This is a genomic window from Shinella sp. OV683 (assembly GCF_057787725.1).
This window is the reverse complement of record NZ_CM173543.1, coordinates 5,172,003-5,191,745: the sequence shown is the minus strand read 5'-3', so window position 1 is coordinate 5,191,745 and position 19,743 is coordinate 5,172,003. Positions and strand designations below refer to the sequence as shown.

Genomic DNA, 19,743 nt, shown 5'->3' with positions numbered 1-19,743 from the left:
GCTGAACTCCTTGCCGGATTATGTTTGCTGGCTAAATATCAAGCGCCAGCGTCTTCCCCTTGAACCGCGAGACGCAGACCATGATCTTGCGTCCCCCGGCCTTTTCCTCGTCCGTCAGATAGATATCGTTGTGTTCCAGCGAGCCGTCGCAGCTGACGACCCCCGTCTCACACTGGCCACAGGCACCGCCGCGGCACATATAGGGCGCATCGACACCGGCCTCCTCGATCGCCTCGAGGATGCTCTGGTGCTCGGCAACCGTGATCGTCTTGCCGGTCCGCACCAGCTCGACCGCAAATTTCTGGCCGGGTGGCGGTGCAAGAAACCGCTCGGAATGCAGGTTCTCCTTCGGCCAGCCCGCCTCGCGGGCCGTGCGAAGACAGAAGTCGATCATACCCGCCGGGCCGCAGACATAGAAATGCGTGCCGAGCGGCTGGTTGTCGAGGATCTGCGCCAGCGGGATGCGGGTGTTTTCCTCGTCGAAATAAACCTTGATCCGTTCGGCGCCGCACTGCTCGATCAACTGCTGCCAGTAAGCGCCGTGGCTTCGCGACCGCATCGCATAATGCAGTTCGAATTCGGTATGGCTTCGGCGGAATTGCGCCATCATCGCCAGGAACGGCGTGATGCCGATGCCGCCTGCCACCAGGATATGCTTGCGACCGCGCGCATCGGCCGGAAAGAGATTGACCGGCTGGCTGATGGTCATCGTATCGCCCTCGCGGACGCCACCATGCATGAAGGCGGAACCGCCGCGCGAATCCTCCACCTGCAGGACGCTGATCTCGTAGCAGGAGGGATCATGAGGCGGCGACATCAGCGAATAGGGATTGCGCCGCATATGCCCGTCATCATGCATGGTTACCACGACATGGGCGCCGGCGGAGAAAATCGGTAGAGGCTGGCCGTCCAGTCGCTCGAAGCGGAAGCGCTTGATCTTGTCGGTGACCGGCGTGACCTTGGTCACACGAACCGGGATATCCGAATTGATGCTCACGAAAACAATTCCTCCGGTTCAGGCGCCGTGCCGGGCTCTTCCGCATCGATATTGACGCCCTGGAATGCCGCGAGTCTACGGGAATAATGGTCGCGCACCAGCAATGTCAGGCCGCAATGGCTGCAGGTAAACGGGCTGATCGTCACGTTTTCCGTCGTACCCTTGCAATGGACGCACTGCACGCGGCGCGCCAGCGATCCGCGATGCTCGGTCGGGATGGAGCGATAATCCATGCCGAAATCGATCCCGAGCCCCATTGCCTGGCCGATGAAGCCTTCGGTGCCGGAGACATAGAGCCGCGTGCCCATGGTCGCATTGGTCAGCGAGCCCCGCAGCCTGAACAGCAAGGTCTCGATGCTCGGCGCCTGCCAACATTGGTCAGCTCCGAGCGCGAGCAGAGCGGGAAAGTGCTCCTTTTCGCGCGAAGCGCCCGCTGTGTAGAGGATCTCGCTGCGTGCGAGAACCTCGGACTCGACCGCCTGCTCAAGCAGAGCCAGTGCACCCTCACCTTCGAGCGCGAAAATATGCCGCTTGGCGTGAGCGTCTATCGTCAATCCGTCATAGACCGGGCGGCTCTTGATACCTTGGACGAGCATCGTGCACTCCTCAGCCCTGGGCCGTCCGCTTCTTCTTTTCCGGATCGTCGAAGGTGATGGTGTGGGCGATCGCCTTGGCCTTGACGTTTGCGCCGCGCACTTCAAGCGGCACGCCCTGCTTGGCAACATCGACATCCAGCCGCGCAATCGCCATCGAACGATTTGTGAGCTTGGAATAAGACGGGCAGGTGATGACGCCGACCTTTTTGTCGCCCTGATAGACCGCATCGCCGAGGTCGGTCGGACCATCGGCCTCGATCAGCAGGCCGAAAATCTTGAAGCGCTCTTTGCCCTTGAGGCGGGCATGTTCCTCGGCGCCACGGAAGCCGGTCTTGCCCGGGCTGACCGTGAAGTCGAGGCCAAGCTCCCACAGGCTGTCACCCGGCTGCTGGTCCGGGAACGGATACATCTGCGAATTGTCGTAGGGGTAGAACAGCAGGTAGCTTTCGACGCGCAGCATGTCGAGCACCGAGAAGCAGCACGGGATGATGCCAATGTCCTTGCCTTCGTCGAGGATGCGATCCCAGACCATTGGCGCATCCTGGCCACGCACGAACAGCTCATAGCCGCGCTCGCCGGTATAGCCGGTGCGCGAGATCATCACCGGCGCCCCGAACAGCGTTGTCTGCATGTGATGGAAGTATTTCAGGTCGCGAATTCCCGGCACGTGCTTGGCCAGAAAATCGACCGCCAGCGGACCCTGCAGCGACAGATCGTGCAGATCGTCATCGAACAAAACAGCGCAGTTGCGGCCTGCAGCCTGCTTGACGATTTCCTCATGACCAGAACCCGAGCCATGCACAAGCATCCACGAATTCGGGCCGGTGCGATAGACGATGCAATCATCCGTGAACATGCCGCGGTCATTGAGCATGCAGGCGTAGACCGACTTGCCGGGATAAACCTTGCTGACGTCGCGCGTGGTGATGTAGTCGAGCACGGTGATGGCATGCGGCCCGACCAGATGCACCTTCTTCAGGCCCGACACGTCCATCAGGCCCGCCTTGGTGCGGACCGCAATATGCTCCTGATAAATGTCCTTGTCGTAGGTCCAGGCGGTTCCCATCCCGCTCCAGTCTTCAAGCTTTGAACCCAGGGCGCGATGCCTGTCCGCCAGAGCTGAAAAACGCCACGATAGAGCCATAACCGTACCCCTTATTTTTTCCTGTGTGGAATATTTATTTCCTGACTATAATTGTTTTGTGAGGGATGACAAGCATCCCGAAACGCGACTTTTGCAAAAAGAAAAATCCTCATGTCGGACGGTTGGCGGATGGCTGCACCCGTTCCCCGAAGACCATATTGATTTGCACCTCGCGCCATGTAAAAATGCATCGACAGGTAGCAATTCTTCCGGAAAATCGCTTTTTCCACTGACCTCGGCAAGATGGCTCAATTTCATCGACAATGATTCCAACAAGGAGTGTCGACGATGAACTCCTCTGTCTCAAAACAAGAAAAGCCGCGTATTACATTCTCCGTCGCCCGCGGCGGTCCATACTACGAGTTGCAACGGCGCATGGGGCTGTTGACAGATGACAATCTGAATGTCGGTCGGCGAGCACTGGTATTTGCGGGTCTTGCATGGGCAGCGCCGCTGCTGCTCTCGGCGATCATCGCAGCGGGAGGCGATTGGACACAAATCCTGTCCTATCTCGGTGACCCCGGTACTTGGGCAAAGTTTCTGATTGCGATTGCTGCGTTCGTTCTGGCGGAAAATTTCGTGGACAAGGGCCTGCATGACAAACTTACCCAATTCATCCACGGACCGATCATTGCGCCCAAATCCTTTTCCGATGCCTCTGGAGCCACCAAGATACTGATCTCGCGCCGCGATTCCGGTTTCGCGGAGCTCATCTGCCTCTTTCTTTCCTGCTGCCTTTCGGTCCTTACCTTCTCCAACCTTCATGCAGCGAAACTATCATCCTGGGCTGTACAGGTAGGAACGGAAGGCAACCGCATCACGCTCGCCGGCTGGTGGGTGCTGCTAGTCAGCCTGCCGCTTTTCGGATTCCTTTTTTGGCGTGGAGTTTGGCGTCATTACTTGTGGTCTTGGCTGCTGCGTCGTTTCGCCAAACTGGATCTTCGCCTTGTCGCAACCCATCCGGACAAAAGCGGCGGCCTCGCATTCCTTTCCAGCTACCCAACATCCTACATATTGTTTGTGTTTGGCGCCAGCGTCGCGCTTTCCGGCGCCATGCTCAAGAACCAACATCTGTCAGAGCTCACATCCACGACATTCACGATCATCATGGTCGGTTGGCTGGTGATCGTACTGGCATTCTTCGCCTTTCCGCTGATGGCATTCGCAAAGCCTCTCGCGGAACTGAAGAAGGATACGTTGCTGCAAGCTGCAGCGCAGGCCACGCGGTTTTGGCGGCAGTCGGAGCGCAAGACGCTTGGCAAGAATACGGTCGCAGACGACGAGAGCGAGGAAATAGGCGACCCTGCACCGGAAATTCCCGACCCAGCCAAGTATTTCGATGCGGCCGCGAAGCTTTCCGCGATGCTTCTCGACCACAAGGCCGCAATCCCGATTGCCCTGGCGGCATTGCTTCCTGTCGCGGCCGTCGGCGCGACCAACCTGCCTTTCAAGGAGGTCGTCGCGGTTCTCAAGAAGCTGATCGTACTCTGAGCCCGACTTTGCGGACGATGTGGCTCGCGATGCCGAAACGGCGATTGACAGTTACGAAGGATCGGTCATATTCGTGTGTACACACATGAATTAAGGGACCGCAGAGTTCCATCAGGGGAGACATGCTCGGGAAGGTTGGCTTGCGCCGGCCAACGCAGGGCCGTAGACAGAATTCATCCGAAAACTGGGGACCGCAAACATGACGAAATCAATCCTTCAGACTGGTTCGATCACGCGCCGGACTGCCTTGAAAGGCCTCGCCGTCGCTGGCGCTTCTGCCCTCGCCTCACCGCTCATCATCCGCAACGCCTATGCCGAAACGGGCACGATCAAGCTAGGCGCGCCCTTCCATCGCACCGGTATCGGCGCCTCCTACGGACGCTGGTATGAGCGCACCGCCCAGGCGGCCATCAAGCTGATCAATGAAGGCGGCGGCATCAACGGCATGCAGGTCGACATGATCGTCGAGGATGACGGCACCGATCCCAAGCGCGGCACCGAAGTGATCGAGAAATTCGCCACCGAATACAAGGTCGACGCGGTTTTCGGGCACCTGTTCTCGCATGTCGTCGCCGCGGCTGGCCCGCGCGCCGGCGAACTCAAGATGCCCTACCTCGTCTGCTCTGAAGGCCATCAGCTGGCCGCGGGTGGCCTTAACCGCTACACATTCCAGCCGGGTATCACCGATGTGAAATCCCAGGTCGCCTCGATGGCACCGTGGATCGCCAAGAATCTCGGCAAGAAGGTCACGATGATCTTCCCGGACTATGCCTTTGGCCATAACCATCGCGACTTCTTCTCCGGCGCGATCAAGGCCCAGGGCGGCGAGATTTCGGCACTGATCCCGATCCCGCCGACGGAAAGCTCGTTTACCCGCTATTTCCCGCAGATCCCCGCCGACACCGATGTCATCTACCACGTCATGGTGGGTCCCGCCGTGCTGACCTTCGTCAAGGAAATGGGCGACCACTTCGGCAATCAGCGCCCTCAGATCTTCGGCTTCATCGACTCGCTCGAGGCCGTCGATCTTGCCACGCCGCAGCTCGAATATCTCGAAGGCACCTATTTCTGGGAAGCAGCCCCGCGCTACGCCCAGAAAGACCAGACGGCGTTCGACAAATTCTACCGCGAGAAGGTCGGCATAGACGCCAATGGCGCCAGCGCTAGCGATCCCAAGGATATTTCCACCTATTCGCACATGTTCTCCGTATGGGAGACTTTGTTCGTGATCAAACAAGCCATGGAGATGGCAAACTACAAGGGCAAGGAACAGAAGAACGACTTTATCGCCGCGCTGGAATCGCTCGAGAAATTCCCGGAAAGCAACGAGCATCCGCAAGGCGACAAGATCTTCAACGGCAAGACCCACCAGGTGTTCGGCAAGCAGCACATCTCCAAGGTCGAAAGCTCCAGGCTCAACGTCGTCCACACCACCTCGATCGAAGACGGTATCTACGAGCCGGAAGTCGACTACACCAAGATGGAACTCTAGGATCCGGCGTCACGCCAGGATCTTGCACTGATCGCCACGCCGGCTTCAACCCGGCGCGGCGGTCATTGGGCTTAATCGCGCCTGCTGGCAAGGGTCAGCAGGCGTTCACCGAGGGTGTTGTTGAATGGGGCTGGGACCCTATCTTTTTCTCGCTGTTCTGGAAGGCCTGGTACAGGCGGCCGTACTGACCGTAACCGCCGTTGGCCTATCGCTGGTCTTCGGCGTGATGCGCGTCGTCAATGTCGCCCATGGCGAGTTCTTCATGCTGGGCGCAGTGTTTGCCTGGTTCATTTCGACCATGCTGACCGGGCATCCGACGCTCGGCTTCATCGCCGCGCTGATCCTCAGCCCGTTGATCGTCGGTGCGATCGCACTTCTAAGCGAAAGGCTGATCCTCAAGCGGCTCAACTACGATCCCGAGGCAACCATCGTCGCCACGATCGGCCTGCTCTATGTCTTTCAGCAATCGGCGCTGATCTTCTTCGGACCAAATGCGCAGGCGGTCGAACCACCCTTCTATTACAAGATCCGTTTTCCGTGGTTCGGCTATGACGCCTATAAGCTGTTCATCATTGCTGCCGCCATCGCGCTGATGGCCGGCGTCTGGTTCCTGATGCGCAAGACCCGAATCGGCCTGGTCATGCGTGCCACCCAGATGGACCGCGAAACCGCCCAGGCCTTCGGTATCGGCGTCGACAATGTGTCGGCCGGCGTCTTTGCGCTCGGCGCCATGCTGGCAGCCATTGCCGCAGTGCTCGTCGTACCGATCCAGCAGGCGCATTACCTGATGGGGCTCGATCCGCTGCTGCTGTCCTTCATCGTCGTCATCATCGGCGGGCTCGGCAGCATCCAGGGCACCATTGTCGCAGCCATCCTGATCGGTCTCTCCGACGGCATTCTCTCGGTGTTTTTCTCGCCGACGCTGGCGAAGATCGTCTCCACCCTGCTCGTCGCCTTCGTGCTGGTGTTCAAGCCCAATGGCCTGTTCGGGAAGGCTGAGCGATGACGGGCGAGACGGTAAGGCGCAATTTCATCCTGCTGGTCGTGGTGTTGGCGGGGCTATTCCTGCTGCAATTCGTACTGCCCGAATATTATGTGCTGACGGTGACGCGGATGATGGTGCTTGCCGTCTTCGCGGTCGGCTACAACATGCTGCTCGGCTATCTCGGCCTACTCAGCCTCGGCCACGCGATCTTCTTCGCCGCCGGACTCTATGGCGCGGGCTTGGCAGCCTATCACCTCGGCATCAGCGTGCCACTGGCCTTCCTGATCGGCGTCGCGGCCGCGTTGATCCTGGCCTTTGCTATCGGCTGGGTAGCGCTGCCGACCATCCGTGTCTCCTTCATGATCGTCACGCTGATGTTTTCGCAGGTCGGATTCCTGTCGACGCTCTACTTTGCCAACTACACCGGCGGCCAGGACGGGCTGTCGTTGCCCGCATCGGCGCGACATTTCTCGATCGGTGGCTGGAAGGTCGATCTCGTCAATGAGATCACGCGCTATAACATCGCCTACGGGCTACTGCTGGCGTCGCTATTCGTTTCATTTGCAGTGCTTGTCAGCCGCAAGGGGCGGATCTTTGCCGCCATCCGCGAGAATGAAGGCCGGACCGAGATGCTCGGCTTCAATGTCTTTACCGCCAAGCTCGAGGCCTTCCTCTATTCCGGCGCGATCGCCGGCGCAGCGGGTGCAGCGTACGGGCTGTTGTTCGGCTATATCGGCTCGACGTTCGCCTCCATTCAATATTCCATCGAAGTGCTGCTGTTCACGCTGCTCGGTGGTGCCGGCACCCTGCTGGGGCCGTTGATCGGCGTCGTGCTGATGATGACGATGATCGACCGGCTGAGCGAAATCACCTCCGCCTATCTGCTGGTGGTCGGCGTCGCGCTGATCGTGCTGGTTCTGTGGTTCCCAAAAGGCATTCTCGGCACGATCAGGGAAAGGTGGCTGCCATGGCTGCTGTGACCCCCATTCTCGAAACCAGCGGACTAAAATGCTACTTCGGCGGCCTCAAGGCCGTCGACGGCATCGACTTCAGCCTTGAGGAGGGCGAGATTCGCGCCATCATCGGCCCGAATGGCGCCGGCAAGACCACCTTTGTCAGTTTGCTGTCCGGCCGCACACCGGTGACGGCGGGAACGGTGCGGTTTCGCGGCGAGGACGTGACGAAGATGCCGGCCTTCCAGCGCGTTCGGCGCGGTATCGCCTATACGTTCCAGATCACCAACATCTATACAAAACTGTCGGTTGCCGAAAATGTCGCGATTGCCGCACTCGGCCGCGCCCAGCGGGAGGGCAAGGCGGCCGTCGACTTCAAGCGCGAGACCGATGCGGCACTTCAGGCAGTCGGTCTCGCCGCCCGCGCCACCGAGAAAGCCGGCGAACTCGCTTATGGTCACCAGCGGCTGGTCGAGGTGGCGATGGGACTGGCGCTGCAGCCGTCATTGCTGATCCTCGATGAGCCGACCCAGGGCCTCGCGGATTCCGAGATCGAGAATTTCTGCGATTTGGTGCGCCAGATCGGCAAGACGGCGACCGTGCTGCTGATCGAGCACAATATGGATGTGGTGATGCAGCTTGCCGACAGGATCACCGTGCTCAATCGCGGCAAACTGCTGGCCGAGGGCACGCCGGAAGAAATCCGAGCCAATGCCGAGGTGCAGTCCGCCTATCTGGGGACATCAGCATGATGCTGAGGGTCGAAGGCTTCAACACCTACTACGGCAATCTGCAGGTCCTGCGGAATTTCTCGATCTCGGTTGCTGCTGGCGAAATCCTCTGCCTGCTTGGCCGCAACGGCGCGGGAAAGACCACCGCACTGAAATCGATCATCGGCATCGTCCCGCCACGCGACGGCACGTTGATGCTCGACGGCAAGGACATCTCCGATCTCACGCCGGAAGCCATTCCCCGCCAGGGTATCGGCTATGTGCCGCAGGGCAGGCGGCTGTTCAAGGAAATGACGGTTCGCGAAAATCTTGAAATCGGCCTGATGACCCGCAATTCAGGCAAGCCGGTGCTGGACAAGGCACTCTCCTACTTCCCCGCGCTGCAGAGCCGAATGAACCAGCAATCCGGCACGCTGTCCGGCGGCGAGCAGACGATGCTGGCGATTGCCCGGGCACTCTGTGTCAATCCCAAGGTGATCATGCTGGACGAACCCACCGAGGGCCTGATGCCATCGATGATCGCGGCAATCCGCGATGTCGTTACCCGGCTAAGGAGTGACGGCGTTGCCGTGCTGCTGGTCGAGCAGCGGATCGACGCTGTCCTGCCGGTCGCCGACCGCATCGCCTTCATGGACCAGGGCGTCGTACAGGGCGAATACACGGTGGATGCGGTCCGCGCCGATCCAACCCTGGTGCAGAAGTATCTCGGCGTCGGGCACTAAATCCGCGGCGTCGAGAGCAGCCAGAGGCCAAAGGCGGTGTAGGCGACCATCAGCACCGCCAGCGGAATCTGGCTCACGACCGCCGAACGCGAATTTCCAAATACCTTGAGCGCAATCAGATGCGCCATCACGATGCCTATCACATGGCCCAAAGTGATGATCGCCGTCTCGCTATTGAAAATCAGGCTCACCCCGTCAAGCGTGTTGAGAAACGAGGTCGTTGTATGCCAATGCGCTGTGCCGAACAGGTTCCAGCCCAGCGCGAATGGATCGGAAAGTGCGATCAGCACATTCTGCCCGTCAACCAGCACGGTTGTCAGATAATGCGCAGCCTGAAAGGCGAGTGCGATCGGCACAATTGAATAGATCAGCCGGCCCGCGGCCTCCCGCCACAGATCGCCGCGACCAGCGACGACGGCACCCATCACAACGGCACCTAGAAACAGCATGGACTGCACGGCAAACATGCCGAGCATCCCTAAGGTGCCAGAAACCACCACTGCACTGCGACCCGGAAATTCGAGCGGATTGATACCGATCGCCGACAGCCACAGGAAGGTGCGGGAAAAGCCATCGAAACTCACCGTCGAGAGCGTCAACAACACGAAAAATACTGCAACGAGCGGCAGCGCCCGCCGGTCGACCAAGCTGCGGCCCGGCCAGACCAGACCGAGCTTGATGTGCTGCTCGCCCGCCGGCCTCCGGTCGAAAGCTGAAAGCCTGCCGATCAATCCGAAGAAGATCGAGAAAGGCTCGGCACATTCAAACCACGCCTCTTCGCTGCAAATGGCGGCTCCGGCCAGATTGAACAGCCAGTAGAGGCTGGCGGCACCGGCCAAACGGCCGGGATCGCTGGGTGCCAGGTCGATAAGCTCGAACCACGCAAACAGCGCGAACTGCAGAACTGCGATGAAATAGCCCACATTCCGGGGCAAGTGCAGCAGCGGTCTAGTGCCAAACCCGGTTGCCTTGCGGATCAGCGCCAGCGGTCCGGTCCACGGATCGAGATGCGGCCACAGCGGGCCGACCAGCCCCTGAAGCAGGGTGAAGCACACCCACCACACCATCCAGATGACCAGCGGCAGCGGATTTTCGACCGGATCCCGCGTGCCGTAAATACCGGCCAGCACCAGAATTAGCAGGATTGCGAACGATACGAAGCTCGTTGCCGCATGCGGCAGCACCGGAATTCTCGCCAGGGACAAACGCATCGTCGCAAGCCGTCCGGGCAGGCGTTCGGGAAGGAAGGCCAGCAGCACGAAAGACGCCGCAATGGCCAGTGCTGCACCGAGCAGATAATACCCGGTCGGCAACAGCAGCACGATCGATGCCTCGCTGCCATGCGCGAAGGCAGCTTCGGGCAGCAGAACGATGACAAATGGCGCTAAGAACGAGGCAATGTGGGTGAGCTTCATGAAAACCTGTCTTTGGGGCAATACGTCATTGAAGCCGTCCCTGTGGCATCTGGCAAGAGCCCACCTGCAAAGCTCTGCTGCCTCTCGCGCTTTTCAATGCGACCTGCTAATCCTCGCCCGAAATCCAAAGATGAGGGCGTGGCCATGAGCGAATTGAAACTCTATGTCGGCAACAAGAATTACTCTTCATGGTCGATGCGCCCGTGGGTGGCGATGAAGGCGGCCGGCGTTAATTTCACCGACGAGGTGATCCCGTTTGATTTCGAGCACAGCAATCCGGCAATCAAGGCGATCTCCGAAACCGGCAAGGTGCCGCTGCTTGTGCACGGCACCTTCAAGATTTGGGAATCGCTCGCGATCATCGAATATATCGCCGAGCTCTTCCCGCAAAAGCCGGTCTGGCCGACAGACCGCGAGCAACGCGCGCTCGCCCGTGCCTACAGCGTGGAAATGGTGGCTGGCTTCCGTGGCATCCGCAACGCGTGCCCGATGAACCTGCGACGGCCGGTGAAGGCCATGCCTATCACGCCGGACATGCGCGCCGACATTATCCGCATCGAGACGATCTGGCACACGAGCATCGAGAAAAGCGGCGGACCCTACCTTTTCGGCGCGTTCTCGGCAGTGGACGCCATGTATGCCCCGGTCGTCAACCGCTTCGAAGCCTATGCACTTTCCGACGACCCGAAGACCCTAGCCTATATCGCTGCCGTCAAGGCTCATCCCGCCTGGATTGCCTGGGCAGAGGGTGCGTCGAAGGAAACCTGGATCGTCGCCGAAGACGAGGCGTAACCCGAGGATTCGGTGACTCAAGAAATTTTCTTGTGGGGACTGGTCAAGTGGGCTTTCGGCATGTATAAGCCGCTCAAATTTCCGGAAATGATCACTGACTGGTACGGCCTGTCTGGCTGATCGCTGGGATGTCCGGGTGATATTGGAGTTTGAAAAATGGCAGTTCCGAAAAGAAAAACAAGCCCGTCACGCCGTGGCATGCGCCGTTCCGCTGATGGTCTGAAGGCTTCGGCCTACGTTGAAGACAAGAATTCCGGCGAACTTCGCCGTCCGCACCATATCGATCTGAAGACCGGTATGTATCGCGGCCGTCAGGTTCTGACGCCGAAGGAAAGCAGCTGATATCATCAGCTCAGCTGATTTAGTCTTATCAGCGGTTTGACATGAAGATGAGGCTGGCCTTGCGCCGGCCTTTTTCTTTTGCGCAGCATTTTGTTTTCGCATGCTGAACCGTTATCTGAGTGTTGATACATGCCGGCCGTCAGGCTAAGCATCAATCAACGCTCTAAATAGCTGGGTCGATTGGGAGAATACTGATGCTGGCCGCAATTCCATTGATGATCATTCCTTTTATCCTCTACAATCTGACTCTGCTGGGACTGCTGGGCGACGGCGGCGTTTCGGCGCTCGAAAACGAAGTTTTCAGCCTGCACATGATGTCAGGGGCCACCTGGACGATGAGCCTCGGTGACCTGCTGGTGCTGATCGGCCTCTTCTTCCTGTTCTTGGAAATCCTGAAATCCACGCGCAGATCGTCTGCATCGATCCTGGATCATCTCCTGTCGATGGTGATGTTCATCGTCTATCTCGTGGAATTCCTGCTCGTCTCGAGCGCCGCCAACCACTTCTTCTTCATTCTGATGGCGGTGTGCCTGATCGATGTGCTTGCAGGCTTTGTGATATCGATCCGGACGGCCTCACGCGATGTGTCGATCGGGCTCTGACGCATTTCCAGGCGAAGTCAGCCGTTCGCCTTAAGGAAATGCGTAGAAAGCCTGCCCGTCGCTAGCTCACATCTTCTCGATCTTGGCCTGCAGCGCCTTCAGCTGTTCCTTCAGGTCGGCAATATCGGTGGTTTCCGACTTGGTGCGCGGCTCGGCCGCCTGGGCGGGCTTCGCGGCATTGGCCGTGAAAGGTGCGAACACTTCCATCGCCTGACGGAAGATTTCGGTGTTGCGCTTGATCTGCTCTTCCATCAGTTGCATCGGAATCTGCAGGTTCTTTGCGATAGGCGTATCGCCGAGCGATTTGGCAAGATGCTCGCGGATTTGCACCTGCTGCTCGCCGAATGCCTGCATCGATTGTTCAAGATAGGACGGCACGAAGGTCTGCATCTGGTCGCCGTAATAGGAAATTAGCTGACGCAGGAATGAGATCGGCAGAAGCGTGTTGCCGTTCTTGGATTCTTGCTCGAAAATGATCTGGGTCAGCACCGAATGGGTGATGTCGTCACCGGTCTTGGCGTCCTGAACGGTGAAATCCTCTCCGCGCTTGACCATTTGGGCAAGGTCGTCGAGCGTCACATAGGTGCTCGTTCCAGTATTGTACAGCCGCCGGTTGGCGTATTTCTTGATGACGATTTGCCCATCGTTCTTGGCCATGTGTTCCTCCTGACAGCCTTGATAAACGCCCTCTCTCCCAAGATTTTTGTGCGGCGTTTCCAACAGTCTATGCGGAAAATGCTCGCAAAGACAATCATTTTGTGCAATGCGGCGAGGTCGCCGCATTTTTTTATTGCGCAGTAGATGCGGTGCGGCAAAAGCCCCATATTGAGCGAAGGATGTTTTGCAACCGATGTCGCGTCGGGCAAGGCGCCCCCACCTCATCGGCCGGATATGATTTGACAGGTCACGGTCGGTTTGCCAGTGTCGGCCAAAGACTTTCCAGGAGGAAATACTCATGAGCAGCCCGTCCATCGTCATCGCCAGTGCCGCGCGCACGGCCGTCGGTTCATTCAATGGCAGCTTTGCCAATACACCAGCCCATGAACTCGGCATCGCCGTCGTCAAGGGTGTGCTGGAGCGCGCCGGCGTGGAAGCGGCCGAAGTCAATGAAGTCATCCTCGGCCAGGTGCTGCAGGCCGGCGAAGGCCAGAACCCGGCCCGCCAGGCTGCTGTGATGGCCGGCATTCCTGTCGAAGCAACCGCGATGGGCATCAACCAGCTGTGCGGATCCGGCCTGCGCGCCGTCGCACTCGGCATGCAGCAGATCGCGTCGGGCGATGCCTCGATCATCGTCGCCGGCGGCATGGAATCCATGTCGATGGCCCCGCATTGCCAGCATCTCCGCTCGGGCGTGAAGATGGGCGACTTCAAGATGATCGATACGATGATCAAGGATGGCCTGACGGACGCCTTCCACGGTTACCACATGGGCATCACTGCCGAAAACGTTGCCAAGCAGTGGCAGTTGACCCGCGAAGAGCAGGATGCGTTTGCACTCTCGTCGCAGAACAAGGCGGAAGCCGCGCAGGTCGCCGGTCGCTTCAAGGACGAAATCATTCCCTTCGTCATCAAGGGCAAGAAGGGCGACGTCACCGTCGACAGCGACGAATACATCCGCATCGGCGCGACCATGGATGGGCTCGCCAAGCTGCGTCCTGCCTTCGACAAGGAAGGCACCGTGACCGCCGGCAACGCATCGGGCCTCAATGACGGCGCCGCCGCCACCCTGCTGATGACCGAAGCAGAAGCCGCCAAGCGTGGCATTCAGCCGCTTGGCCGCATCGTTTCCTGGGCCACCGCCGGCGTCGATCCGAAGGTCATGGGCACCGGCCCGATCCCGGCCACCCGCAAGGCGCTTGCCAAGGCCGGCTGGTCGATCAGCGATCTCGATCTTGTCGAAGCCAATGAAGCGTTTGCTGCTCAGGCCTGCGCCGTCGGCAAGGATCTCGGCTGGGATCCGGCGATCCTCAACGTCAATGGCGGCGCAATCGCCATCGGCCACCCGATCGGTGCATCAGGCGCCCGCATTCTCAACACGTTGCTGTTCGAGCTCAAGCGTCGCGGCGCCAGGAAGGGCCTCGCAACCCTTTGCATCGGCGGCGGCATGGGCATCGCCATGTGCGTCGAGACGATGTGATCCGAGACTATTCCGCAGCCGGATCCAACAAGACCCGGCTGCCCATCCAACATGCGCAGCGAGAATGGGGAGGAAGGCATGAGCAGAACAGCAGTCGTCACAGGCGGAACAAGAGGCATCGGCGCAGCCATTTCAGTGGCTCTCAAGACGGCAGGATACAAGGTGGCGGCAGTCTATGCCGGCAATGACGAGGCGGCTGCAGCCTTCTCGAAAGCCAACGACATTTCCACCTACAAGTGGGACGTCTCCAACTATGAGGCTTGCAAGGAGGGCCTTGCCAAGATCGAAGCCGATCTCGGCCCGGTCGAAGTCCTGGTCAACAATGCCGGTATTACCCGCGACGGCATGTTCCATAAGATGACGCCGGACCAGTGGAGCCAGGTGATCAACACCAACCTCACCGGCCTCTACAACATGACCCATCCCGTCTGGACGGGCATGCGCGACCGATCCTTCGGCCGCGTCATCAATATCTCCTCGATCAATGGCCAGAAGGGCCAGATGGGCCAGGTGAACTATTCGGCGGCCAAGGCCGGCGATCTCGGCTTCACCAAGGCGCTCGCCCAGGAGGGTGCGGCCAAGGGCATCACCGTCAACGCCATCTGCCCGGGCTACATCGCCACCGAAATGGTCATGGCGGTGCCGGAAAAAGTGCTGAACGAGAAGATCATCCCGCAGATCCCGGTCGGACGTCTGGGCCAGCCGGAAGAAATCGCCCGTTGCGTGGTCTTTCTTGCCTCAGACGACGCCGGCTTCGTCACCGGCGCCACTCTGAGCGCCAATGGCGGCCAGTATCTGGCCTGACCGCTAAAGCCGCCGGTTACGCCGGCGGCTGCTTTATCCGATAGCGCTGCTGGACGAGGCTCGACGAAAAGACCGCGGTTCCCAAGTGGTCAAGTGCGATATCCTGTTCCAGCGGCCCGAACAGCGGCAGGCCGTCTCCAAGAAGCACCGGGATTTGCGATATGACCATATCCTCGATCAGTCCCGCTCGCAGGAACAACTGGATCACCTTGCCACCATCGATATAGGCATGCACCCAGCCTTCGCTCGCCAGCTCTGCGGCAATCGCAGCAGGTTCGAGATCGGAAATCCGCACCTTGCCGGCAAGGCGTGCGGGCACACCGTCGGGTGCCAGCGACCGGCTGAGCACGACGACAGGCTTTGTGTAGGGCCATTCCTCGAATGAAATCACCTTTTCGTAGCTGCCCCGCCCCATAATCAGCCCATCCATGCCAGCAATGAAATCGCCATAGCCATAGTCGCCACCACCGGCGGAGAGGGCCGGCAGCCAATCAATGTCTCCGTTCCTGCGCGCTATGAAACCGTCGAGACTGGTTGCGATAAAGACATGGCCTTGCAGCATGAAAGCTCCTCCAAAGCGGCGCTGAATGGCTGTCAAACCCCGCCTGAGCATCTTCTCCGATATGGTTAAGAATTTGTTCTTGCACAATATATTGCAGTGAACAAAGCAGGAAACATGGCCGAGCCCTGATTCGTCAGCGATTCGTTCCATATTGGTTCACAGAGCCGGCCTGTATCAGGCAACGAGGCAAGAGATTGCATTTTCCGCACCTGAATCAGGACCATAGGGCGCAAAATCGAGCGATTCCCTCATTTCTGCGACTCGATATGGTTAACATACTCTTGCTGCACCATATGCTGTGGAGAACCAACAGGGAACACCGTGCCAACCGCGATTCGTCTGCGATTCGTTCCTCAAAGGTTCAGTGCACCTTATCTGTGCCGAGCTGAGGCAGAAGCCATCAAAGTTTACAATTGGTTAACCATATGTTGAATCTCGCTTTGACACGGTTTCCCGCAACTTTTGCCATCTTCCACAGCTTTCGTGTGGAATCATGTCAGGGATTCAGATCCTCGTAGCCATATTGGGTGAAACCACCACATCTTGCGGTGAACAATCCGGGAACGTCGGGGAGTCAGCGATTCGTCGCCGATTCGTTCCTACGCTGTTCCAATGCCTTCCGAATTGTTGATTTTTGCACTTACCACGGCGCTCAAACGGCCTATCTATGTGTCATCTCACCCCTTGCCGGATCCTGTCTTGCAATTGCAACAAAGGAGATGCAAGGAATGCCGCCCGGCTCGACAGCCAGGCAAGACAGTGAACCCTGGACTGGACCGATTTGAAATCCGATCCCATGACATTGAGCGGCCGCGGGGTAACTGCGGTGCTCGGGCCGACCAATACAGGCAAGACCCACTACGCCATCGAGCGGATGGTCGCCCATTCGTCGGGCATCATCGGGCTGCCGCTCAGGCTGCTTGCGCGTGAAGTCTATGGCCGGGTTGTCGAGAGGGTCGGCGTGGCCAATGTCGCGCTGATCACCGGCGAGGAGAAGATCTCGCCGCCGAACGCGCGCTTTTCCGTCTGCACCGTCGAAGCGATGCCCAACGAAACGCGCGCGGCCTTCGTGGCGATCGACGAAGTGCAGTTGGCCACCGATTTCGACCGTGGGCACATCTTTACCGATCGCATCCTCAATCTGCGCGGCCGTGAGGAGACCCTGCTGCTGGGCGCGGCGACGATGAAGTCTATTCTCGCCCATATCCTGCCAGGCATTCACATCACCGAGCGGCCGCGCCTGTCGCAGCTTTTCTATGCCGGCTCGAAAAAGATCACCCGCCTGCCGCGCCGCAGCGTCATCGTCGCATTCTCGGCCGACGAGGTCTATGCGATCGCCGAACTGGTCAAGCGCCAGCGCGGCGGTGCCGCCGTCGTGCTTGGCGCACTCAGCCCGCGCACCCGCAACGCCCAGGTCGCCCTCTATCAGGAAGGCGAGGTCGAATATCTCGTCGCCACCGATGCCATCGGCATGGGCCTCAACCTGGATGTCGACCACGTCGCGTTTGCCCAGGACCACAAATTCGACGGCTTCCAGTACCGAAACCTCAATGCCGGCGAACTCGGCCAGATCGCCGGACGTGCCGGACGCTACATGCGCGACGGCACCTTTGGCGTTACCGGCAACACACCGCCGCTCACCGATGAGTTGGTCGAGCGCATCGAATCGCACCATTTCGACTCGGTCAAGGTCATGCAATGGCGCTCCAAGTCGCTGGATTTCTCCACGCTTGCCAGCCTGCACGCCAGCCTCGACACCGCACCCCGCGTTCACGGCCTGACAAAAGCCCTGCCGGCGGACGATTTGCAGGCGCTGGAGCTTTTGTCGCGCGACCCCGACATTTTGCGGCTTGCCACGACGCGGGAAAGAGTGGAAAAGCTCTGGGAGATTTGCGCATTGCCGGATTACCGGCGGATCACCTCGCTGCAGCATTCCGATATGGTTGCGGCAATTTACAAGGACATTGTCCGGCACGGCGCAGTCGATGAGACGTTCGTGGCCGAGCAAGTCCGCAGGGCAGACCGCACCGATGGCGAGATTGACACGCTGTCAGCGCGTATTGCGCAAATCAGGACTTGGACCTATGTGTCCAATCGCCCGGGCTGGCTTGCCGATCCGGTACACTGGCAGGAAAAAACGCGCGACATTGAGGATCGCCTCTCTGATGCGTTGCATGAACGGTTGACCAAACGCTTCGTAGATCGCAGGACATCTGTGCTCATGAGGCGCCTAAGAGAGAATGCTATGCTGGAAGCTGAAATCAGTGTGAATGGTGATGTCTTTGTTGAAGGACATCATGTGGGACAATTGTCGGGCTTCCGGTTTACGCTGGTGGCAGGTGCTGACGGCCAGGATCTGAAGGCTGTGGAAAGTGCTGCGAGCAAGGCGCTTGCGCTCGAATTCGAGGCGCGCGCCGCACGTCTGCACGCTGCAGGCAATAACGATCTTGCGCTATCCAATGACGGCCTGGTGCGCTGGCTCGGCGAGCCTGTGGCACGGCTGACCGCATCCGACCACATCATGCGGCCGCGCGTGGTGCTGCTGGCCGACGAACTGCTGTCCGGCCACGCCCGCGAACATGTGCAGGCACGTATCGAGCGCTTCCTCAATCACCATATCGCCACGGTGCTGAAGCCGCTCGACGATCTGATCCGCGCCGAGGACCTGCAAGGCATCGCCAAGGGTCTGGCCTATCAGCTTGCCGAAAATCTCGGCGTGCTGTTCCGTCGCGACGTGTCGGAAGACGTCAAGACGCTCGACCAGGATGGTCGCGCTTCGATGCGCAAATATGGCATCCGTTTCGGCGCCTACCATGTCTTCATGCCAGCGCTTCTCAAGCCTGCGCCCGCCGAACTGATCACCCTTCTCTGGGCGCTGAAGAACGACGCACTGACCAAGCCGGGCTATGGCGATCTGATTCCGGCGCTGGCCGCCGGCCGCACCTCGATCGTCACCGATCACGCGTTCGAGCGTAATTTCTATCGTCTCGCCGGCTTCCGATTCCTCGGCAAGCGCGCGGTGCGCATCGACATTCTCGAGCGTCTGGCCGATCTTATCCGTCCGCTGCTGCAGTGGAAGCCAGGCGCGCCGTCGCGCCCGGAAGGCGCCTATGATGGTCGCCGCTTCGTCGCGACGCCATCCATGCTCTCCATCCTCGGCGCCACCGCCGACGACATGGAGGAAATCCTCAAGGGTCTCGGCTATCGCGCCGACAGCGTGACCGCAGAAGAGGCAGCAAGCCATCTGGCGGCAAACGCGCCGGCCGCTGCTGCACCGGCTGCTGCGGACACCACGGAAAATGCGTCGGCCGAGAGCGAAACATCCGACGATTCGGCAGTTGAAGCATCGGCGCACACGTCATCCGAGCCGGAAGGCGAAAGCACCGAAGTTGTTGCCGCTGCAGCAACTGAGGAGACGCCTGCGACCGAAGCAAGTGTTGAAGTCGCTCCGGCAGTTGAAGTGGTTGAAGCAGGCGCCGAAACGGCCGCTGCTGTCGAAGCTGAGGCGGCTCCCGCTGCTGAGGCCGTTGTCGAAGCTCCGCAGGAAGAAAAGCGTGTGCTGCTTTGGCGCCCGGGTGGCGGCAAGCCGGAAACCCAGCGTCGTCCCGGCGAAGGCCGTCGCGAGCAGGGCAACCGAGACAATCGCGGTGAAAACCGCGGCCCCAATGGCCGCGGCGGAGAGCGTACTGGCGAACAGCGCCAGCAGCCCCGCCAACAGCGCGGCGACGGACAGAAGGACCCGCGCCCGGCTGAAGCCCGCAGCGACCGGCCGCCACGTGGCGATCGTCCGCCGCGCTCGGATCGCCCGAACAACGAGCATCGTGGAGAAAACAAGCAATCCGGCCCCAAGCGCGACAAGCAGGATCGCGCCCAGCCGCAACGCTTCGATTCCAAGCCCCCGCGCAAGGACAAGCCGATCGATCCGGATTCTCCCTTCGCCAAGCTCGCGATCCTCAAGGAGCAGATGAAGAAGTAGTG

General features: G+C 59.6%; 18 protein-coding genes. 12 read left to right on the top strand and 6 right to left on the bottom strand.

From position 1 onward, the window contains the following. Positions 1–31: 31 nt before the first annotated feature. The 3 genes from ACXHRN_RS25080 to ACXHRN_RS25070 are packed head-to-tail and all read right to left on the bottom strand — an operon-like array spanning position 32 to position 2,737. Positions 32–997 (bottom strand): PDR/VanB family oxidoreductase, encoded by a 966-nt coding sequence (locus tag ACXHRN_RS25080; RefSeq protein WP_488638978.1) that lies wholly within the window; start codon positions 995–997, stop codon positions 32–34. Continuing rightward, entirely contained in the window at positions 994–1,593 is a 600-nt protein-coding gene (locus ACXHRN_RS25075) for a dimethylamine monooxygenase subunit DmmA family protein (protein WP_488638977.1), read from the bottom strand. The genes ACXHRN_RS25080 and ACXHRN_RS25075 overlap by 4 nt, the downstream gene beginning before the upstream one ends. A 10-nt stretch (positions 1,594–1,603) precedes the next feature. Further along, positions 1,604–2,737, bottom strand: coding sequence for an aminomethyl transferase family protein (locus ACXHRN_RS25070; RefSeq protein WP_488638976.1), 1,134 nt, complete (start codon positions 2,735–2,737; stop codon positions 1,604–1,606). A 288-nt stretch (positions 2,738–3,025) separates the two neighbouring features. On the opposite strand from ACXHRN_RS25070, the gene ACXHRN_RS25065 reads away from it, so the two are divergent. The 6 genes from ACXHRN_RS25065 (at position 3,026) to ACXHRN_RS25040 (ending at position 9,111) form a co-directional block, all read left to right on the top strand. Then, positions 3,026–4,228: a hypothetical protein gene (locus ACXHRN_RS25065; protein ID WP_488638975.1), complete on the top strand. Its 1,203-nt coding sequence runs from the start codon at positions 3,026–3,028 to the stop codon at positions 4,226–4,228. Between the two features lie 199 nt (positions 4,229–4,427). Further along, positions 4,428–5,720: an ABC transporter substrate-binding protein gene (locus ACXHRN_RS25060; protein ID WP_488638974.1), complete on the top strand. Its 1,293-nt coding sequence runs from the start codon at positions 4,428–4,430 to the stop codon at positions 5,718–5,720. Positions 5,721–5,844: 124 nt separating this feature from the next. Beyond that, positions 5,845–6,726, top strand: coding sequence for a branched-chain amino acid ABC transporter permease (locus ACXHRN_RS25055; RefSeq protein WP_488638973.1), 882 nt, complete (start codon positions 5,845–5,847; stop codon positions 6,724–6,726). Further along, positions 6,723–7,685, top strand: coding sequence for a branched-chain amino acid ABC transporter permease (locus ACXHRN_RS25050; protein ID WP_488638972.1), 963 nt, complete (start codon positions 6,723–6,725; stop codon positions 7,683–7,685). The genes ACXHRN_RS25055 and ACXHRN_RS25050 overlap by 4 nt, the downstream gene beginning before the upstream one ends. After that, on the top strand, positions 7,682–8,410 hold the full coding sequence (locus tag ACXHRN_RS25045; RefSeq protein WP_488642024.1) for an ABC transporter ATP-binding protein: 729 nt from the start codon (positions 7,682–7,684) through the stop codon (positions 8,408–8,410). Before ACXHRN_RS25050 ends, ACXHRN_RS25045 begins: the two co-directional genes overlap by 4 nt. Further along, positions 8,401–9,111, top strand: a complete 711-nt coding sequence (locus ACXHRN_RS25040; protein WP_488642023.1) for an ABC transporter ATP-binding protein — start codon at positions 8,401–8,403, stop codon at positions 9,109–9,111. Before ACXHRN_RS25045 ends, ACXHRN_RS25040 begins: the two co-directional genes overlap by 10 nt. Here ACXHRN_RS25040 and ACXHRN_RS25035 read toward each other — a convergent pair. Then, positions 9,108–10,526, bottom strand: coding sequence for a hypothetical protein (locus tag ACXHRN_RS25035; RefSeq protein ID WP_488638971.1), 1,419 nt, complete (start codon positions 10,524–10,526; stop codon positions 9,108–9,110). The two genes, ACXHRN_RS25040 and ACXHRN_RS25035, sit on opposite strands and share 4 nt — an antisense overlap. 144 nt (positions 10,527–10,670) lie before the next feature. Between ACXHRN_RS25035 and ACXHRN_RS25030 the strand changes: the two genes are divergently transcribed. The 3 genes from ACXHRN_RS25030 (at position 10,671) to ACXHRN_RS25020 (ending at position 12,262) form a co-directional block, all read left to right on the top strand. Next, positions 10,671–11,318, top strand: coding sequence for a glutathione S-transferase family protein (locus tag ACXHRN_RS25030; RefSeq protein WP_488638970.1), 648 nt, complete (start codon positions 10,671–10,673; stop codon positions 11,316–11,318). A 156-nt stretch (positions 11,319–11,474) separates the two neighbouring features. Next, a complete protein-coding gene (rpmF, locus tag ACXHRN_RS25025) occupies positions 11,475–11,660 on the top strand; it encodes a 50S ribosomal protein L32 (RefSeq protein WP_488638969.1) in 186 nt (61 codons plus the stop codon). A 194-nt stretch (positions 11,661–11,854) separates the two neighbouring features. Then, positions 11,855–12,262, top strand: a complete 408-nt coding sequence (locus ACXHRN_RS25020; RefSeq protein ID WP_488638968.1) for a hypothetical protein — start codon at positions 11,855–11,857, stop codon at positions 12,260–12,262. Positions 12,263–12,328: 66 nt separating this feature from the next. Here the strand turns inward: ACXHRN_RS25020 and phaR are convergent, their stop codons facing one another. Beyond that, positions 12,329–12,919 (bottom strand): polyhydroxyalkanoate synthesis repressor PhaR, encoded by a 591-nt coding sequence (phaR, locus tag ACXHRN_RS25015; RefSeq protein WP_488642022.1) that lies wholly within the window; start codon positions 12,917–12,919, stop codon positions 12,329–12,331. A 298-nt stretch (positions 12,920–13,217) separates the two neighbouring features. Between phaR and ACXHRN_RS25010 the strand changes: the two genes are divergently transcribed. Both ACXHRN_RS25010 and phbB read left to right on the top strand, forming a co-directional pair. Next, entirely contained in the window at positions 13,218–14,399 is a 1,182-nt protein-coding gene (locus tag ACXHRN_RS25010) for an acetyl-CoA C-acetyltransferase (protein WP_488638967.1), read from the top strand. Positions 14,400–14,477: 78 nt separating this feature from the next. Continuing rightward, positions 14,478–15,203, top strand: a complete 726-nt coding sequence (phbB, locus tag ACXHRN_RS25005) for an acetoacetyl-CoA reductase (RefSeq protein ID WP_488638966.1) — start codon at positions 14,478–14,480, stop codon at positions 15,201–15,203. 16 nt (positions 15,204–15,219) lie between these two features. On the opposite strand, the gene ACXHRN_RS25000 is transcribed toward phbB, so the two are convergent. Continuing rightward, positions 15,220–15,765 (bottom strand): dihydrofolate reductase family protein, encoded by a 546-nt coding sequence (locus ACXHRN_RS25000; RefSeq protein WP_488638965.1) that lies wholly within the window; start codon positions 15,763–15,765, stop codon positions 15,220–15,222. 796 nt (positions 15,766–16,561) lie between these two features. On the opposite strand from ACXHRN_RS25000, the gene ACXHRN_RS24995 reads away from it, so the two are divergent. After that, on the top strand, positions 16,562–19,741 hold the full coding sequence (locus ACXHRN_RS24995; protein WP_488638964.1) for a helicase-related protein: 3,180 nt from the start codon (positions 16,562–16,564) through the stop codon (positions 19,739–19,741). Positions 19,742–19,743: the final 2 nt, after the last annotated feature.

What these genes read in the sequence shown, in the direction of transcription:
- ACXHRN_RS25075 (WP_488638977.1), bottom strand. Translation starts at nt 1,593, where the DNA reads ATGCTCGTCCAAGGTATCAAGAGCCGCCCGGTCTATGACGGATTGACG.
- ACXHRN_RS25070 (WP_488638976.1), bottom strand. Translation starts at nt 2,737, where the DNA reads ATGGCTCTATCGTGGCGTTTTTCAGCTCTGGCGGACAGGCATCGCGCC.
- ACXHRN_RS25065 (WP_488638975.1), top strand. Translation starts at nt 3,026, where the DNA reads ATGAACTCCTCTGTCTCAAAACAAGAAAAGCCGCGTATTACATTCTCC.
- ACXHRN_RS25060 (WP_488638974.1), top strand. Translation starts at nt 4,428, where the DNA reads ATGACGAAATCAATCCTTCAGACTGGTTCGATCACGCGCCGGACTGCC.
- ACXHRN_RS25055 (WP_488638973.1), top strand. Translation starts at nt 5,845, where the DNA reads ATGGGGCTGGGACCCTATCTTTTTCTCGCTGTTCTGGAAGGCCTGGTA.
- ACXHRN_RS25050 (WP_488638972.1), top strand. Translation starts at nt 6,723, where the DNA reads ATGACGGGCGAGACGGTAAGGCGCAATTTCATCCTGCTGGTCGTGGTG.
- ACXHRN_RS25035 (WP_488638971.1), bottom strand. Translation starts at nt 10,526, where the DNA reads ATGAAGCTCACCCACATTGCCTCGTTCTTAGCGCCATTTGTCATCGTT.
- ACXHRN_RS25030 (WP_488638970.1), top strand. Translation starts at nt 10,671, where the DNA reads ATGAGCGAATTGAAACTCTATGTCGGCAACAAGAATTACTCTTCATGG.
- rpmF (WP_488638969.1), top strand. Translation starts at nt 11,475, where the DNA reads ATGGCAGTTCCGAAAAGAAAAACAAGCCCGTCACGCCGTGGCATGCGC.
- ACXHRN_RS25020 (WP_488638968.1), top strand. Translation starts at nt 11,855, where the DNA reads ATGCTGGCCGCAATTCCATTGATGATCATTCCTTTTATCCTCTACAAT.
- phaR (WP_488642022.1), bottom strand. Translation starts at nt 12,919, where the DNA reads ATGGCCAAGAACGATGGGCAAATCGTCATCAAGAAATACGCCAACCGG.
- ACXHRN_RS25010 (WP_488638967.1), top strand. Translation starts at nt 13,218, where the DNA reads ATGAGCAGCCCGTCCATCGTCATCGCCAGTGCCGCGCGCACGGCCGTC.
- phbB (WP_488638966.1), top strand. Translation starts at nt 14,478, where the DNA reads ATGAGCAGAACAGCAGTCGTCACAGGCGGAACAAGAGGCATCGGCGCA.
- ACXHRN_RS25000 (WP_488638965.1), bottom strand. Translation starts at nt 15,765, where the DNA reads ATGCTGCAAGGCCATGTCTTTATCGCAACCAGTCTCGACGGTTTCATA.
- ACXHRN_RS24995 (WP_488638964.1), top strand. Translation starts at nt 16,562, where the DNA reads ATGACATTGAGCGGCCGCGGGGTAACTGCGGTGCTCGGGCCGACCAAT.